The organism is Bacillus sp. FJAT-27445, assembly GCF_001510665.1.
Classification (GTDB): domain Bacteria; phylum Bacillota; class Bacilli; order Bacillales; family Cytobacillaceae; genus Bacillus_D.
Genome location: NZ_LMTI01000005.1, coordinates 537,976 through 556,255, shown reverse-complemented (window position 1 = coordinate 556,255; position 18,280 = coordinate 537,976). Strand labels below are relative to the sequence as shown.

11 protein-coding genes are annotated in these 18,280 nt (G+C 42.6%); 2 read left to right on the top strand and 9 right to left on the bottom strand.

Going from position 1 to position 18,280, the window contains the following annotated elements; genetic code table 11:
• Positions 1 to 285 precede the first annotated feature (285 nt).
• The 6 genes from AR337_RS17370 to AR337_RS17345 all read right to left on the bottom strand — a co-directional run bounded on the left by AR337_RS17370 (position 286) and on the right by AR337_RS17345 (position 7,868).
• Positions 286 to 1,929 (bottom strand): alpha-glucosidase, encoded by a 1,644-nt coding sequence (locus AR337_RS17370; protein ID WP_059173317.1) that lies wholly within the window; start codon positions 1,927 to 1,929, stop codon positions 286 to 288.
• A 52-nt stretch (positions 1,930 to 1,981) separates the two neighbouring features.
• Positions 1,982 to 3,667, bottom strand: coding sequence for an alpha-glucosidase (locus AR337_RS17365; protein ID WP_059173261.1), 1,686 nt, complete (start codon positions 3,665 to 3,667; stop codon positions 1,982 to 1,984).
• A gap of 38 nt (positions 3,668 to 3,705) precedes the next feature.
• A complete protein-coding gene (locus AR337_RS17360; RefSeq protein ID WP_059173316.1) occupies positions 3,706 to 4,524 on the bottom strand; it encodes a carbohydrate ABC transporter permease in 819 nt (272 codons plus the stop codon).
• Positions 4,524 to 5,387 (bottom strand): carbohydrate ABC transporter permease, encoded by an 864-nt coding sequence (locus AR337_RS17355; RefSeq protein ID WP_059173260.1) that lies wholly within the window; start codon positions 5,385 to 5,387, stop codon positions 4,524 to 4,526. Before AR337_RS17355 ends, AR337_RS17360 begins: the two co-directional genes overlap by 1 nt.
• Positions 5,388 to 5,453: 66 nt before the next feature.
• Positions 5,454 to 6,695 carry an ABC transporter substrate-binding protein gene (locus tag AR337_RS17350; protein ID WP_059173259.1) on the bottom strand — a complete coding sequence of 414 codons (1,242 nt, stop codon included), beginning with the start codon at positions 6,693 to 6,695 and terminating at the stop codon, positions 5,454 to 5,456.
• A 159-nt stretch (positions 6,696 to 6,854) separates the two neighbouring features.
• Positions 6,855 to 7,868, bottom strand: a complete 1,014-nt coding sequence (locus tag AR337_RS17345; RefSeq protein ID WP_367576263.1) for a LacI family DNA-binding transcriptional regulator — start codon at positions 7,866 to 7,868, stop codon at positions 6,855 to 6,857.
• 750 nt (positions 7,869 to 8,618) lie between these two features.
• Between AR337_RS17345 and AR337_RS17340 the strand changes: the two genes are divergently transcribed.
• Positions 8,619 to 13,973: a S8 family serine peptidase gene (locus AR337_RS17340; RefSeq protein ID WP_059173258.1), complete on the top strand. Its 5,355-nt coding sequence runs from the start codon at positions 8,619 to 8,621 to the stop codon at positions 13,971 to 13,973.
• A 173-nt stretch (positions 13,974 to 14,146) separates the two neighbouring features.
• On the opposite strand, the gene AR337_RS17335 is transcribed toward AR337_RS17340, so the two are convergent.
• From AR337_RS17335 to AR337_RS17325, 3 genes are all read right to left on the bottom strand, one after another.
• On the bottom strand, positions 14,147 to 14,626 hold the full coding sequence (locus AR337_RS17335) for a PaaI family thioesterase (RefSeq protein ID WP_059173257.1): 480 nt from the start codon (positions 14,624 to 14,626) through the stop codon (positions 14,147 to 14,149).
• Positions 14,627 to 14,924: 298 nt separating this feature from the next.
• Complete coding sequence (locus AR337_RS23830) at positions 14,925 to 16,028, bottom strand: hypothetical protein (RefSeq protein WP_253701869.1); 1,104 nt, start codon at positions 16,026 to 16,028, stop codon at positions 14,925 to 14,927.
• Between the two features lie 92 nt (positions 16,029 to 16,120).
• On the bottom strand, positions 16,121 to 16,501 hold the full coding sequence (locus tag AR337_RS17325; RefSeq protein ID WP_059173256.1) for a hypothetical protein: 381 nt from the start codon (positions 16,499 to 16,501) through the stop codon (positions 16,121 to 16,123).
• A gap of 382 nt (positions 16,502 to 16,883) precedes the next feature.
• Here AR337_RS17325 and AR337_RS17320 point away from each other — a divergent pair, with 382 nt between their 5' ends.
• Positions 16,884 to 18,116, top strand: a complete 1,233-nt coding sequence (locus tag AR337_RS17320) for an MFS transporter (protein WP_082687038.1) — start codon at positions 16,884 to 16,886, stop codon at positions 18,114 to 18,116.
• The last annotated feature ends 164 nt before the right edge of the window (positions 18,117 to 18,280 follow it).

Below are 18,280 nucleotides of genomic sequence, written 5' to 3'. Positions count from 1 at the left end.
TTGACTATCGCATCGATTACATTGTATAATTATAATAGGAATAATATGTTTAAATTAAATAAATACAATGTATATCTTTATAACTTTACCACAAGAGCACATTTTGTTCAATGTGTTTTATTTAATTTCAATCCTTATCTATAATATGCAAAAGAGTAGTATTTAACGTTTTTGGCGTTAATACTACTCTTTTTTTATTTCTATATTTTGTTCCGCCAACATTCGGCGATTAGGAGTAAAAGTCTCTACCTAAACAGATTGGCACTATCAGCATTGTTTTGCTTTTCAACCAGCAGAATCTTGCTTTAAGTACACTCTCACTTCATATGGCTTTAAACGGACGATGCTACCCTCTTTTTCGTTCCCCTTGTAATTGGTTAATAGCAATTCCGCACCAATTAGAGTGAAATCCCCTTCCAGATTTACTTCCTGGACCGATTCAGAAAAATTCCCAATATACAGCAATCTATCCTGTTCGTGCTTCCGTTCATACGCATACACTTCTTCCCGTTCTTCCAAAAGCGGCTTGTAGTCTCCATATACAAAAACAGGGTTGCTTTTTCTCAATTTTATTAGCTTTTGATAAAAGTAAAAAATTGAATCTTCATCTTCCAGGGCATTTTCAACGTTGATTTCCCTGTAATTCGGATTCACCTTAATCCACGGGCTTCCGCTTGTAAATCCGGCATCTATGCTCGAATCCCATTGCATTGGGGTACGGCTGTTATCCCTGCTTAGCGGTTGAAGAAGCTTTAATACTTCTTCAGGATCCTCTCCGTTACGAGTCAATTCCAAATACCGGTTCTTCATGGCGATATCCTGGTATTCGTCAATCGTATCAAAGCGGACCCCGGTCATGCCAATTTCCTCACCCTGATAAATATAGGGCATGCCAGGAAGCGTATGAAGCATGGCAGCAAACAGCTTTGCCGATTCCATTCGGTATTCCCCATCATTGCCGTATCTTGTCACCAATCGGGTATGATCATGGTTGTTAAGGAATTGTGAATTCCAGCCCTTCCCCCACAACCCTTGATACCAACGTTTTTGAATATCTTTAAACCGCTTCAAATCCCACTCAGGCATTTCGTCACAAACTTCAAAATGGAATAAGGTATTTAATTCCCCCCGGCTTTCATCCACATAGTTCAACCCTTCTTCAGGCGAAACGAATGCCACTTCGCCGACCATCAAGGCGTCATAATGGCTGAAAACCTCCCTGTTCATTTCCTGTAAATAATCATGGACACCAGGATTGTTTGCCAAATAGCTAATTTGTTCTGGTACTTCCGTATCCGGGAATCCAGCAGGTTTTGCAAGGAGGGCGATGGCATCAAGCCGGAAACCATCAATCCCTTTCTTTAGCCAAAAGTGCATCATGTTATAAATCGCTTCGCGGAGCTCCCTATTTTCCCAATTCAAATCTGGCTGTTCTACCGCAAAGGAATGAAAGTAATATTGCCCGGTAACTTGATCGTATTCCCACGTTGAAGGCCAAAAGTAGGAACGCCAATTATTCGGAGGATTGCCATCCTTGCTATCCTTCCAAATATACCAATCCCTTTTAGGGTTATCCTTACTGGATTTTGACTCGATAAACCATGGATGCTCATTGGAAGTGTGATTGACAACCAGGTCCATGATTAGTTTGAGTTCCCTCTTTTTGGCCTCGGCAAGCAATTCTTCGAAATCCTCCATTGTACCCGCCTTTGGCATGATGGAGTAGTAATCCGCAATATCATAGCCGTTATCCTTGTCAGGTGACACATAAAACGGATTCAGCCAGATCACATCCGCTCCGAGGGTTTGAATATAATCGAGCTTATCGATGACACCTCGCAAGTCCCCATACCCGTCGCCGTCCGTATCGAGGAAGCTTCGCCAGTAGACTTGATAAACGACGCTTTCCTTCCACCAGGTTTTCTTCATTTCTTTCCCTCCCATATAAAGAAAGGAGGCACCGCTGCCTCCTTCGATTATCTTACTTCGTTAATCGGTAGACCCTTGCCTCATAAGGCTTGAGCTGAAATTGTTCAATTGGCTCATTTGTATCCACTTCATAGTTTGAGATCAGCAGCTCTTTAACAGAGTACGAACTGCCCTTAGGCAGGACAAAGTCGGGTGTTTCCTTACTGAAGTTGCAAACCACCAAAAGCTGTTCATTTTCGAGCGTTCTTGTGAAGGCATAAATCTGTTCATCTTCTTCGAGAATGATATCGTACGTTCCATAGACAATGATTTCATTTTGTTTCCTAAGCTGAATCATTTTTTGATAATAATAGAAAATAGAGTCCTTGTCTTTAAGAGCCGCTTCCACATTAATGACTTCATAATTTGGATTCACATTGATCCAAGGCGTTCCTTCCGTAAAGCCTGCATTCGGGGTTCCGTCCCATTGGATCGGGGTCCGTGCATTATCCCGACCTCTTTCATGGATTCCCTTGAATATTTCCTCATGTGACAGGAATGTTGGGGTCAAATCGCGATATGCGTTCAATGTCTCTATATCCCGATACTCTTCAATTGAATTGAATTTTACGTTTGTCATCCCAATTTCTTCACCCTGGTAAATATAAGGTGAACCTTGCATCATATGAAGGCAGGTGGCGAGCATTTTCCCGGAAATCACCCGATATTCATCCGAATCGTTGCCCCATCGGGAAATGGCGCGCGGCTGATCGTGGTTGCTCCAGTACAGGCTATTCCAGCCGTCGTTCTCAAGGCCTTTTTGCCATTTTGTAAAAATCTTTTTCAAGTCGGTCAGTTTCCATTCCTTTGGATCCCATTTGCCATACTTTCCATCTCCAAGCCCAACATGCTCGAAATGGAAAACCATATTCAGTTCTTTTCTTGATTCGCCTGTATAAAGCTTTCCTTGCTCAACGGATACCCCAGGCATTTCGCCTACCGTGATCGTGTCATAGCCTCTTAAAGCTTCGTGGTTCATTTCCTGGAGGAATTCATGTATCCTTGGGCCGTTCATGTAATACTTGCTGCCCTTCCCATATGGCAATCCATTTTCAACTTCGCCCTCCGGGTAATCGGTATCCTTGGAGATGAAGTTAATAACATCCATCCGGAAACCATCGACACCCTTATCGAGCCAAAAGCGCATCATTTCATACACTTCCTGCCTTAGGACAGGATTTTCCCAATTCAGGTCTGGCTGCTTTTTGCTAAAAAGATGCAAATAGTACTCATCAGTCTGTTCGTCATATTCCCAGACACTTCCGCCGAATGCAGCTCCCCAGTTGGTTGGCGGCTGCCCATCTTTTCCTTTTTTCCAAATATAATAATCCCGGTAAGGGTTATCCTTGGACGATTTGGATTGCTTAAACCATTCGTGTTCATCGCTCGAGTGGTTCACAACAAGGTCCATCATGATTTTTATTCCATGCTTATGGGCTTCTTCAAGCATTCGATCAAAGTCGGCCATTGTGCCAAAGTCATCCATGATACCCCGGTAGTCTGAAATATCATATCCGTTGTCGTCATTTGGGGACTTGTATACAGGAGAAAGCCAGATAACATCAATACCCAATTTGCTTAAGTACGGCAATTTCTCAGTAATTCCGTTCAAATCACCTACTCCATCCCCATTCGAATCATTGAAACTCCTAGGATAAATTTGATAGATGACACTTTCTTTCCACCAATTCTTTTGCAAAATGATCCACTCCGTTCCTATCAGTTTTCCTTGTACTACTATTTTATAGAACCTTTCATGACTCCGCTAATAACCCACTTCTGTGCAAAAATATAGACAATAATCATTGGGGCGAGCGCCATTAAATAGGATGCGAACGCCAGATTATAGTCAGTACTGAACTGGGATTGGAAGACGTACTGCACCAATGGAAGTGTTGCCATTTCCCGGTCACTGAGAAGCACTAGCGGCAGCATGAAATCATTCCACGCTCCAAGTGTAGTAAGAATTGCCACGGTTGCATTCATCGGTGCAAGCAAAGGGAAAATAACCTTCCAAAAAACTTTCCATGAACTTGCTCCATCCATAATCGCGGCCTCTTCCAGTTCAAGTGGAATGGAGCGAATAAAACCAATGTAAATAAAAACATTGAAGGATAGATTAAAAACAATGTATAAAATGATCAAACCTCCCAAATTATCCATCCCCCAGGCACTTGTTTGTTTAACAAGCGGGAGCATAATAATCGGGAAAGGTATAAACATCGCGCTCAGAAAATAATAGAACAAAGATTTATAGAGTTTTTTGTGCATGTTCCTTGCAACTACATAAGCAACCAGAGAGTTTGTCAGTACAGTGAAAAAAGTGACAACCACAGATACAATCACACTATTTTTTAAAGCATTGAAAAAATTCGTCATCTCAATAGCCCGAGTAAAATTATCAAATGACAATGATTTTGGGAGCGCCAACAGGTTTCCTGCCATTTCAGGCGGCGTTTTAAGCGCAATGGTCACCGTTAGATACAATGGAAAAAGGATCACTAATGAGCCTAAGATTAATAAAATGGTGACGGTCCAGTTTGTCCTTTTTTGCATCATTCGTACCCAGCCTCCCTTTTGTTCAATATTTTTAGTTGGAAGACCGATATGGCAACAATGACGATAAAGTACAATACAGCGTTCGCTGATTGATAAGCGAACTCCCCGCCTTCAAATCCTCCTCGATAAATGAGAAGCGCAATCGATTCTGTCGATCTTCCCGGGCCTCCTCCAGTTAACGCAACGATTTGGTCAAAAACCTGAAGAAAACCTTTCATTGCTAAAACCATATTAATGGTGAAAAATGGAGCAATCATCGGGAACGTGATACTCCAGAACTTTCTCCAGGCTCCAGCCCCGTCAATGCTGGCAGCTTCGTACAAATCCTCTGAAATCGTCACAAGCCCCGCCAAGTAAAGAATGGTACTAAACGCTACAGACTGCCAGACGGCAACCAGAACGATTCCCAGCCAGGCAAGGTCCGAGTCCCCCAAGATATTCTTCGCAAGCCAATCCCAGCCTAAGGCCTCGCCAACTTGTGGAAGCATATGGGCAAAAATAAAGTTGAAGATAAACCCTACAATCAGAATGCTTAAAATATAAGGCAGAAAATAAACAGCCCTTAATGTTTTTTGGAACTTAATCTTCGAGTTCAAGCCCATCGCCACCAATAGGCTAATAATATTTACAAGAATGGTCGTAACAATTGCAAATTGAAACGTGAACAGATAGGCATTCCCTGCCCGGTCATCCTTAAAAACATTTAAATAATTTTTCAGTCCAACAAAATTCCAGTCCCCGTAGCCCTTCCAATCTGTAAAACTATAAAATATTCCCTGTAAAGCAGGATAAGTATGAAAGATAAAGAACAGGACAAATGCCGGGACAGCAACCAACAAGTAAAAGTTACTTTTCTTCATTAAGGTAATACCCCCTATTATAGAAGGGACAGGGCGCCTTTAACAGCCGACGCCCTGTCTTTCCTATTAACGATTTTGAACCTTTTCCCATTCAGCATCTAATTTTTTCAAGAACTTTGCCTTGTCCTTTTTAGCAACAAATTCTTGCAGGTAGCCGTCCGCTCCCATTCCTGCAGGGTAATAGTGGTCAGGGAAGCTAGTAAGCGCGCCCGTTTCAAAGTTTGCTTTGATCCCTTCAAATACCGGGTCTTCCTGGAAAACTTCCTGAATAGCAGAGAATGCTTTCTGTTCGTCTGTGTACTTTTTCGCCGTATCTTTATTCATCATGAATTCAAGGAATTTAGTCGCTTCTTCTTTGTGTTTGGTGTCTTTATTCATCGTCAGGACAACGTCAACGCCCGATACAAGTTTGTTTTGTGCCGGGTCGTTTGTGACAGGCATCGGGAATACGCCAAGCTGAATATCAGGGTTTGCTTTTTTGATTTCAGGGATAGCCCAGTTCCCTTGCAGGTAGAAAACCCCTTTTCCGCTTGCAAACGCATTGTTGCCGTCGCCGTACCCAACTCCCATGTTATCTTTGTGGCCATAGCTTGTGAGTGTCAGCATCTTGTCCGCAGCTTCATCATAGCTTTCTGCGAAACTCGCTTCGCCTTTATTTTTCTTCTCTGCAAAGTCTTCGCCGGCAATATTAGCGCCTAGTGAATTCCAAGCAATCATCCCAGTCCAGGCATCTTTTAAAGTAAAGTAAATCGGAATTTCGCCAGCTTGCTTCACTTTTTCCAAGGCTGCAACAAATTCATCCCACGTTTTTGGAACTTCGAGGCCAAGCGCATCGAACTTCTCCCTGTTATAGATGACCGCATTTGAATTCGTAGCATATGGCAATCCAAATGTTCCTTCTTTATCCGGGCCAACCAATCTGCTTATCATATCGACATAGGAAGGCTGGACAGTTTTGACCAATTCGGAATCAGAGAAGTCATTTAGAACTCCTGCCCTCGCCAATTCTCCATAAGTGGCGTTCCCGCCGATGGCCATTAAGTCAGGAAGATCATTTTTTGTTAAACGGGTCTTGAGTACCGTTTCAGCTTCTGGAGGAGCATCGAGCTTGATTTTAATATCAGGGTTTTGCCCTTCGAATTCTTTAATGAGCCCTTTATAGGTTTGAATGTTCTCACCTTTGTTCGAGAACAATTGAAGAGTAACCTTTCCATCCCCACTTGCCCCGTCACCTGAAGAACAGCCTGCCAATAGTGTTGCTCCAAGGGCAATACCCATAAAACCCATTGCGATTTTTTTCTTTAACATGTGAATTTCCCCTTTTAGTTTATTGAGTAAACGTTTACGTAAACAGGTAAAAAAACGGATTCTTTTAAAAAAACATTCTCTAATACTAGGTAAACGTTTATGTAAATACGCATAATTGAGAGTAAACGTTTACGTAAAACAATATGAAAAGGAAAGGGATTATATTTCCTTTACACTATTTCGTTCAATAATGGTATGTTTAATAATTTTGCTGTCAGGAACTTGGTCAGTTTCCATCATGTCCAGCAGCATCTTCCCGGCAATCTCGCCCATTTCAATGAATGGCTGATGAATCGTTGTCAGCGGTGGAACTGACATGCTTGCAATGTCGATATTATCGTATCCGATAATCGATATCTCTTCCGGTACCTTCTTTCCAAGAAGATAGGCTGTTGAAATAGCCCCTATCGCGATTTCATCGCTTGCAGCAAAAATGGCTGTGACATCAGGTTTTTGACTTAACAAATCCCGCATACCGGTTTTCCCTTCGTCAAATCCAAAGCCACGTGTTTTGACAATACTATTCTCATTAAAAGGGATATCATTGTCCTTCATGGCTTTAATAAAACCATCAATCCTTGGTATACCCGCTATGATATCTTCACTGTTGCCACTAATCATCCCGATGCTTTTGTGGCCTTTTTGTATCAAATACTCCGTTGCCGAGTAGGCTGCCTGGAAATCATCTACCTTCACATAGGGAACTGGCAATGAATCCGACTTAGTAGATAGAAGGACAAGTGGTACTTTCATTTTTTTAATCACTTGATAGTACTCTTCCTGTAAGACTTCACTTGCGAAAATAATTCCGTCTACACGCTTTTCACCTAAAAGCTGGAGATACTTCATCGTCTTCTCCCCATTGGATTCCGTGTGGCACACAATGACGCTCGACCCTCCGTCACTCGCTGCCTTTTCGATCCCTCTTAACCATTCAGTCACAAGGGATCCCCACAACGATGGAAACAACACTCCAATGGTATGAGTCTTCTTATTAATTAAGCCTCTGGCAACAGCATTCGGTTGATATCCCAGTTCGTCAATCACTTGAAGGACCTTTTGTTTCGTCTTCACGGAATAACCAGGCTGGCCATTCAAAATCCGAGAAACCGTTGCGATTGAAACATTTGCTTTCTTCGCGACATCTTTAATAGTAGAAGCCATACCTGCCATTTCCCACCTTCTTCATTCCTACTTCTTTCTAACGAAAACGTTTACGTAATAAAAATAACATACCGTGAAAACCTTTTCAATCATTTAAATTTTTGGGAAATTTTTTTCTAATTAACCTCCCTCAATAGAAACTTTTTATTTTTAAAAAAATTTCATTGCTTGTTTCTTCAATTCACTAAAATATTCTTTACCTCCAGACTGGCTTCCTTATCTACCAATTTTACAGTCCGAGTGATCCATCGATCATTCGTTTTTGAGTTGGAAAATTACGGATTCCCAAAATTTAAAATTCAGTTGTTAGAAACGGATTTTGTCGAATGGAGAGGATTACGAAAGTTGCCGGGGCCGACAGTCCAAATTGATTAGATGGCTGATAAAGCAACGTTAATCTCTGTTACAACGCACCAAATGGCTGATAGAACGGCTCACTCGGCAGATAGACGGTTTTGTCGAAATTTTCACAGGAAAAATACAGTATAATAGAATGATTTCAGTTTTCCTTCTCCAACCAAAAGCAATTGCTGCTTCTTCATAACCTCCTCATCTGTTGCTTCATTTTCTTTCTATTACAATAACATTGTATTCATTTTCCATATTGGGAAAACCCTACCAAAATACATTAATGGGCATATTTTTACCCATTGTCTAAATATTCAGATTCCTTTACCCTTGAAGAAAGAAAGGAGGTTTGTCTATTACTCTATTCATTTTTTCTAAAGAATTCATTAGGTGAGAGGGAGATGAAACGTATTGGTAAAAAGCAAGAGATTACGTAAATGGGTTTCTCAATGGCTTATATTCGTACTTGCACTAACACTCACAGCTCCGGCCTCTGCAACAGGAAGTGCTTCTCAACAAAAAGTTGATCTTCAAACAAACGCACCCCAACTAGCTGCTGACAAAATCGCTCCTAAACTAGCCAAACAATTCGAAGACGAGGATTATGTCACCTACCTCATTAAGATGAAAGAACAATCAGATGTTAATGCCGTTTCGAAAAACGCTCATCAAGCATCGCTAAAGAAAAAAGAAACTCCAGCCGTTGCCAAGCTTGCCATGCGTAACGCTGTTGTTTCCTCTTTGCGGGAGACAGCTTCACGTACACAATATGGATTGGAAAAATACTTAGAAACTATGCAAAAAAAAGGAGAAGTAAAAAAGTTTGAAAGCTTCTTCATTGTTAACGCAATGTCCGTCACGAGTACGAAGGACATTATGGAGAAAATCGCTTTACGCGCTGAAGTGGCCAAGATTCTTCCTAACGAAGAGCGATTCCTCGATAAAGCGGAAAAGACTGCGGTTACTGAGGAAAAGACTGTAAAAGCAGATATCCAACCTAGCAGTACTGAGTGGAACATCAATCAAGTCCATGCTCCTGAAGCTTGGGGGATGGGTATCGATGGTACTGGGATTGTCGTTGCGAATCTGGATACAGGTGTAGAACTGACTCACCCTGCATTGCAGCGCAAATGGCGCGGTTACGATTCGAACGGCAATGTCGCCAATCCTGAATTCAGCTGGTACGATGCTCACAGTGGTGCAACCATGCCTGCCGATACGGATGGCCACGGCACTCATACGATGGGTACGATGGTTGGTTCGGAAGCGAACGGAACGAACCAAATTGGTGTGGCACCAGGAGCGAAATGGATGGCAGTCCGGATTTTCAATCCATCTACGACAGATGAGATTATCTTGCGAGGCGCCCAATGGCTGATTGCCCCGGTTGACAGAAATGGCAATCTCCACCCGGAAATGGCTCCGGATGTTGTCAACAACTCATGGGGCGGCGGCCCTGGCCTTGACGAATGGTTCCGGCCAATGGTCCAGTCGTGGCGCGCCGCACAAATCTTCCCAGAGTTTTCAGCGGGAAATGTCCGTACCGGCAACCCGGGAGGACCTGGTTCTGTTGCGAACCCTGCCAACTATCCGGAATCATTTGCAACAGGGGCAACAGACATTAACAACAAAGTAGCTTCATTCTCACTAAGAGGCCCGTCTCCTTATGGAGAAATTAAGCCTGAAGTATCCGCGCCAGGAGTAAATGTGCGCTCCTCTGTACCAGGCGGAGGCTATGAAGGCGGATGGAACGGGACATCAATGGCCGGCCCGCATACAACGGCGCTAGCCGCATTGCTGCTTCAAGTAAATTCATCCCTCACGGTTGACCAACTTGAACAAATTATTCAAACAACAGCAACACCATTAACAGATGCCGAGTATCCGACAAGCCCGAACAACGGGTACGGAAGTGGATTAATCAACGCGGCTGATGCTGTAGGCTCCATCCTGAGCGGACTTGGTTCAGTATCCGGCCGTGTAGCAACCGCCGGCGACGATTTCGAGCCGCCTGTCCTTGAGCACACGCCCGTAACAATGGCGTTCACGGGATTGGACATTCCATTTACAGCCCGTGTATCCGATAATGTAGGCGTCGTTACAGTAGAAGCGTATGCCAGAATTAAAGGCAGCACGCACTGGACATACATTCCTATGTCACGAACATCTGGAGATTATAAGAACGGAGTGTACGAAGGCGCTATTCCTTACTTCCTCGTGCATACGGCGGGTACTGAATATTATATCCGCGTAAACGATTACGGCAATAACGGGTTTGAAACAAATAAGTATAATATCGAAGTTTCCAATGGTGTTAAACCTGGTTACATCCAAGACTTTGAAACAAATATTACTGGCTTTACAACGGGCGGGACGAACAACACTTGGGAATGGGGTGTTCCTGTCGGAGGCCCTGGTTCCGCAGCTTCAGGTACAAAACTGATCGCAACCAAACTTAACGGACCATATCTCAGCAATTCCAACTCCTACATGATGATGCCGCCAATTGATCTTCTGGATAGCAATGAAGGTGCCCTACTCTCCTTCAAGCACTGGTACAACCTGGAGACCAATTTTGACAGAGGCGTTGTGTATGTAGCCGCTGAATCCACCGATTATGAATTTGTTTCAGTAGCCCAGTTCACTGGGGTAAGCGGTGGTTGGCAAAACCAATTGGTTGACCTGACTCCATTTGCAGGAGAACAGGTTTATGTAATTTTCAATCTGCATACCGATGGGTCCGTAACACGAGATGGATGGTATATCGATGATGTGTCACTTATAGGAGCGGATGATGTTGCACCTGCAGTTCCGGCCAACTTAACCGCCCAGGCAAATTCTCTGGGAATTGTAACGCTTAACTGGTCAGCTGTTGCTGATGCAGATTTAAAAGAATACCTTGTTTATCGTTCCTCAGTCTCCGGCGTGGGCTATGAGCAAATCGGAACAACAACTGCGAACAGTTTTACAGATTCCAACACAGCCAATGGCGAAACATATTACTATGTCGTTACAGCAAAAGATTACTTTGGCAACGAGAGCGGAAATTCTAATGAAGTGTCTGTCACAGTTACGGCTCCAGTAACGGTTTACAGCGATAATTTTGATGGTGATTCGGATAACGGCTGGACACATTCCGGTACACGTGATGAATGGGAGCGCGGTACGCCTTCCGGCACGGGTGCACCTGTTCCCCCGTCCGCTCCGAATGTATGGGGAACCGATCTTGATAGTACGTATGAGACCAACAGCAACTTCTCACTCGTATCCCCAGTAATCGACCTTTCACAGGTAACTAACGGGACACTTGCATTCTCGCACTGGTATGAGCTTGAAACAAATTACGATAAAGGCTTCGTCGAAATTACAAAAGATGGCGGAACAACCTGGACCCAGCTGGGCGTATTCAGCCACTCAACAAACGGCAAAAACTGGTCTACAGTTTCTTACGATATAGCCTCTTATGCGGGCCAACAGGTTCAAGTAAGATTCCGCGTTACATCCGATGGCAGTGTTGTAAAACTCGGATGGTATATCGATAACTTTGCCGTTTTGGCGACTGTAGCACCGCAAAAGTTCGAAAAAGCCGTTGAAAGTGATTCTCAGGCAATGGTCAAACCGAAACCAGTTTATGAAGCACCTGCGGTGAAACTGTCAAGAACAGAAAAGGATGCATTGCCTACCCAGCCACAAGGCGGAATTGGGTTACAAAGCTTGCCTGCGAATGCGACCGTTACTGTCCTTGAAACAGGACGTTCTACAAGAACGGATGCAAGCAACGGACGCTTTAGCATGATTCATGTAGCCGGAGATTACACTCTTCAAGCAGACGCCTATGGATTCTATCCGCAAACCCGTCCTATCAAAATTGTTGACGGCAGGGATACATCAGTCAGCTTTACTCTTGAACCGATCCCACACGGTATCATTACAGGGGTAGTGACGGATGAAAGATCCCGAGCACCAATCGCAAATGCAACAGTAATGGTAATGGAAGATGCCCGTATTACACCAGTAAGAACAGATGAAAACGGCGCATTCTCCCTTGAAGTACTGGAAGGAACGTACACTCTCGCGGTTTCCGCCGACCAATACTACAATAAGAATTCAACTGTCACCGTTAAAGGTAATGGGTCAGTTGAAGCGAATGTAGCATTGAAACCATTTATCGGATTTGAAGGAACAATCGGATATGATGACGGTACAGGCGAGAATGCACGCGCATGGAACGCAGCCGGCAATGCCTGGGCAGTGCGCATGACGCCTGAAAATGGCGCGGCGCAAGTAACAGGCGCAATGTTCCGCTTCTGGGATACAGAATGGCCGGTTCCGGGCGGCACAGCATTCCAATACGCGATTTATGACGCTACTGGTGCAAATGGTTCACCAGGCCGACAACTCGCAGGCCCACTCAACGGCACTGCCAAACGCGATGGCACATGGACAACAGTAAAATTCCAAGAACCGGTTATGGTTGAAGGAGATTTCTACGTTGTTTATATCCAAACATTCGCGAATCCTAACACACCAGGATTAGCTACTGATGAAAGTGGCACGAATGCTTTACGCAGCTGGCAAAGAGTCAGCGGAGCCTGGAGCCAATCTCCTGCAGCTGAAGGGAACTACATGATCCGCGCGATTGTCCAATACCCTGTTGGCGCGCCAGTTATCACTTCTCCTGTAAACGGTTCCTTCACGAAGGATGAAAATGTTACAGTGGCAGGAACTTCTCAAGCCAATGGTGCTACAGTGAAGCTGTACAACGGTACAGAGCAGGTTGGCACTGGCACTGTTGAAAACGGAAAGTTCAGCATCCCAACAACGCTAAATGCGGGTGCGAATGCATTATCTGTTGAAGTAGTTGTAAACGGAAAAATTTCTGATCGTTCCGAACCTACTATCGTGACATTGGATCAGACAGCGCCGGTCCTTGATGTTACAGCGCCAGTTCAAGATTACAGAACAAATGTTGAATTGGTTTACGTAACAGGGTCAACAAACGATGAACATTTTGATACCCTAACAGTGAACGGCCAATCCGTAAACGTTAACGCCAACGGTACTTTCTCACACAAAATACTAGTAAACGCCGGTGAAAATACGATTACTGTAGTTTCAACCGACCGCGCTGGCAACACAACTACCATTACCCGTAATGTAGTTGTTGACCTTAGCGCCCCAGAACTTACAAACATTTCACCAGCTGCCGATGTTCACATTAAAGCAGGTGAAACCGTACAAGTATCTTTTGACAGTGAACCAGGGCTTAACGCCTCGTTCCGGATCGAATTGCCATTGATGCCTTCTAGCGGCAATAATGGGATAACAATGACAGAAACGTCTCCGGGACATTATGAAGGATCCTACACAACTCCTGCTTCGCTCAAGATGGATGGCGGTGTTATCGCAGTCCGAGTATCTGATCAAGCAGGCAATCAAGTTGAAGCAGTCGCGCCAGGAAAGTTGTATGTATCTTCCGGCGGCGGCCAAGTTGAACCTCCTGCAGAGAACAAAGCACCAATTGCAGTGATTAAAGGAGAGGCAACAGCCAAGCAGAAAAAGGTTACAAAATTCGACGGTTCTCAATCCAGTGACCCAGATGGAAAGATTGAAAGCTACCAGTGGAACTTCGGTGATGGAACAACCGGATCCGGGGCGACTGTTGATCACACATTTAATAAGAAAGGCACCTATACCGTCACGTTGACTGTTACCGACGACAAAGGTGCAACCAATTCAACAACGCATAAGATTGTAATCAATTAATCCGATCTAGCCCCCTAACCTTCCCCCTGAGAAATCAGGGGGCTTTTTTCGTTTAATTGATGAAATTAGTAAAAGCCAGTGCAGCTATGTGTTCAGCCCTGGCTTTTCTAATTAATTAATTACGGTATTAATTCTCCATATAATGATTCGGGCTGTGCCTGGCACCTAAATTTTTATTTTAAAAACGTACTGGGCATTACGACAAGAACGACCTCTCCACGGGCACAAAGCAGATCATTTGCAAATACCTCCGTATGAACCTTCCACTTTTTCGGATGGATTTCTTCCACAGTGCCAATTGCTTTTAGTGGAACATCTTGTGGAGTTGGTTTCAGGAATTCCACATTGAGGGAAGCGGTAACAAACCTGGGCGGTACCGACCCATCACCAATTTCGTTCCCATTCTTTCGGTGTAAAGCAAGTGAGGCAGATCCCGTCCCGTGGCAATCAATCAACGAAGCGATCATTCCACCATAAATAAAACCCGGTATTCCCATGTACTTTGATTCAGGAGTAAAAATGGTAACCGTTTTATCACCTTGCCAACCAGTCCGAAGATGATGGCCATCTTTGTTTAATCGGCCACATCCATAACACCAAGCAAAATCATCAGGGTAAATGTCTTGTATTGCCTTTTCAACCTTTTCTTCCACTATTCATTCTCCTTACTAATCTATTAATGTGGGCTAGCTTTCGGCCAAGTAGTACCATAAATATATAAAAGTAATTCCTAATGCACAACTGATTCCTGATAATTCAGTTAAGGTAGTCTACTTAAGTAAGTCATTTGCAGCCTAATGGTTGATTGGTCTTTATATAATTCTCCATTAATGGGATTATTTTAAGTAGCTAAAATTACACACATATTCCCGCATTCTTGAATGATAGTAAAACAAGAAGAAATAAGTCAGGGGTGTATGGAAATGGCCATAGCCATTTGATAAAAAATAATTACTTTTCCACCCTCAACTCATAAGCCTTATCAATAAACCGGCTTATTTGCCATAAACTATCCACCCACTCCAATCGAATGTAAACTTCACCTGGGGTGGGTATACTTCTATCGGTTTCCTCATATGCTCGCCCTAGCAATTCATCTATCTCTTTTTGCATATGATTTGCTGTTTTCGAGTGAAGTTTTTTTCCCAGGTCAAGGACAAATACCACATTTCTAGCAGTGGTTATGGTTACGAATTTATAGGAATCCTTCTTACTGGCATAACTGATACAGTCTGATCGAGTGCCGCTTTTATATCGATGATGATAATTCCACACATCACCTTTAAAAGCACTATTCTTGTAAATATAATTATCAATTTCCTTCGCCAACATTCTAGCTTTCTCGGTTTTAAATTGGTTGAAGAAATACACTTTTGGCAGCACCCTAGTACCATGCACCCAACCAAAATAAAGGTTAACGCCATTAACTGCCACTGGGCCAATAACGGCATTCTTCAGCGGTTCCAGCCTAAACAACTGTACAAAACTTGCGTAGTCCTCAAACCATTTGCCCTCATCACTAAAGGAATGAACAAGCATAAGAGCGTTGTTTGCATTTACTTTTTTCGCTTCCATTATTGATGAAGCTGTCCGATGCAGTAATTGATACTTTATATTTTTAGTTTCCCCTTCTTTTAAATTTAACAAATCTAACAAGGATGCTAGCCTACTTGTTTTCCCTACAGAGGGAGAAGCCTCTATCCAGGCTGAAACAACTTCTTTTCCAAATGGTTCGTATACTTTTCCTTCTACCATAATAGTCAATAATTCATTATTGGCTTTAGCTAGAAGGTAAAGGTCATTATGAGAACTCTTCCCTCTTCCTGGCAAGGAAACTTTGTACTCCGGGAACCCATATAGAACCTTCACGTCTTGAAAGAGAGGAATATTGCTACTTTTAAATACTCTCTCCACACAAGATGGAAGGTTTTCTGCATATTCCCAACAGTGTGCTAACTCGTATGCAGAGCATCCTTCCTTCCATTGTTTATTCGGATCTGCTAACAGTTTTCTCCAGGACCCTACCCCTTTTGTTGGAACAAAATATTTTGCCAAACTCACTCCTCCTAATTTTAATTCCATTTTAAATAATATCTCTGAAGGAAGGGGGATTCCTCTAAATGAGTCCGCCCAGAAAAAACCAATTTTTAAACTAAAAACTCTTTTGGTATCTCCCCATCCCAAACAAACTTAACTATAGCTTTTTTACCGTTTTCCAATTCTCGTTCCAATAAGAGCCCCTCTTCTTTCATCCGCCTGGCAATTTCCTGTTTAACGTCCTGCCCCCAGTTTTTCAAAAAACTTTTTCCGTATTTGTTTTGATATATCCTTTTATCCGGCAAATTCAGTATCTCTAAGTCATTGGTCGATATGTGATGCTTGTACTTATATATCCCTATCTCACCTTCACGCAGGTATTTCACCTGTTTTCCGTTCGAAGGATTCTTTCCATATGTAAAACTGAATACTCCATTCTCAAGTTTTCCACTAGTAATGTTATTTACTTTAACCACGTCATGGATTTCCATTGGGACGCCCCCATTGTGAATGTTTTCTAGTCACTATATTCGGCAAAAAACACTTTTTTCCTCCAAACAATAAAACAGGTGATATTCCTTATAAAAAAAGCTCATTTGGAAATCATTTAAAAAACACCCACAACCTTCGGAATTCCAAAGATCGTGAGTGTTTTAAGGTGTGATTTCCTAATTGGGGACCGGATCTAATTTACCATTTCCCCTAAATAAATCTAATGACCTGGCACGTTTTAGAGTTGCATTCCCTTTGTTAAAGGTTAAAACGCCTCAAAATATTTTATAAAAATAAGGGAAGAATAATTGACATAAAGCAATTTTTTACTGCAAAATCACCACTATTTTAGCAATAGCCTTGGGAGGCGGTCTTATACCTATGCGTAAAATAAAAGTTAAACTATGGACAAACCAATATGTAATCATCATTATATTGTCTTTAGTCATGTTCGCTTCTTTTTATATGATTACAGCGGGTTTCCCAATTTTCGTATCAACTATAACTAAAAATCCTGCGATTGCAGGAATCATGACCACGACCTTAATGTTGGCATCATTGGTTACGCGCTTTTTTGCCAGTGTGATCATCCAAAAAGTGAATATGAAATTGCTCCTCATTATCTCGCTTGTTTATTTTTTGGGAACAATCGGGCTTACACTTTTAAATGACTCCATCGGATTTTTAATTTTTATTAGAGCACTACAAGGTATCGGATTTAGTATGCTTACGATTTTAGTCTTTACGATTTCAAGTAATATTGTTCCTAAATCCCGGTTAGGTGAGGGCATTGTTTTTTTCGCAATGTCTACTAGCGTTGGGACGACAATGGGGCCACTAATCGCGATTTCATATCTTGCACATTATTCATTCCGTTCCATGATGGTATTAACCCTCGGGCTTATGGCTTTTTCATTAGTGTGCAGTTTTTTTACAAAAAACAATACGATTAAAAAAGAAGAGGAAAAACCCCAGGAGACAAATAAAGAGCCTTTTTATAAGTACATGTTCGATAAACGTGTCATTCTTCCATGTATTTTGGTGGCACTCAATTATATGGCAATCGCAGGAACGGTTAACTTTATAGGAGCGTTTGGAAAAGAGATTAATGTCGGGGGAAAGATTTCACAGTTTTTTATCGCACAAGCAATTGCGATGGTTTTAGTTCGGTTAGTCTCTGGTAAAATTTTTGATAGATGGGGCCATAGGATCCTTATGATTCCTGCAGGTATCGCAGGTGCTGCAGGTTTGGCCTTATTGGGTTTTTCTACTGGCATGGTGATGGTTTGGGTTTCAGGAATATTATTCGGAATCGCTTATGGGGTCATCCATCCAACTGTCCAGGCTTGGGCATTAACGCTCGTTCCACCAGACAAAAAAGCAACCGCCAATTCGATGCTTCTAATTTTTATTGATTTCGGTTTGGCCATTGGGTCAGTGGGTCTCGGGTTCTTAGCAAAAAATGTTGGGTACGGCATGACGTTTAGTTATTCTGCAGCTTTTATGATGATAATCTTGGTATTGTATCTCTTTGGGAGCAAGAAAAAAGTACCAACCGAGGCTAGTAAGGAAAAACCACCTGAACGAATCAAATTAGCTTTGGATAAACCATAACAACTGGGGCTGTACCATTGTCAAAATTGACTTTGGGACAGCCCGATTGAATAAGTCTTCTTAAAACCAATTTTAACCCTTCAATTTTAATCGAGATTTCCCCGGAAATATTCGACACGGTATTCCAACAACTGTATTCATTCTCTCTGTTGGGATGGAGTTTT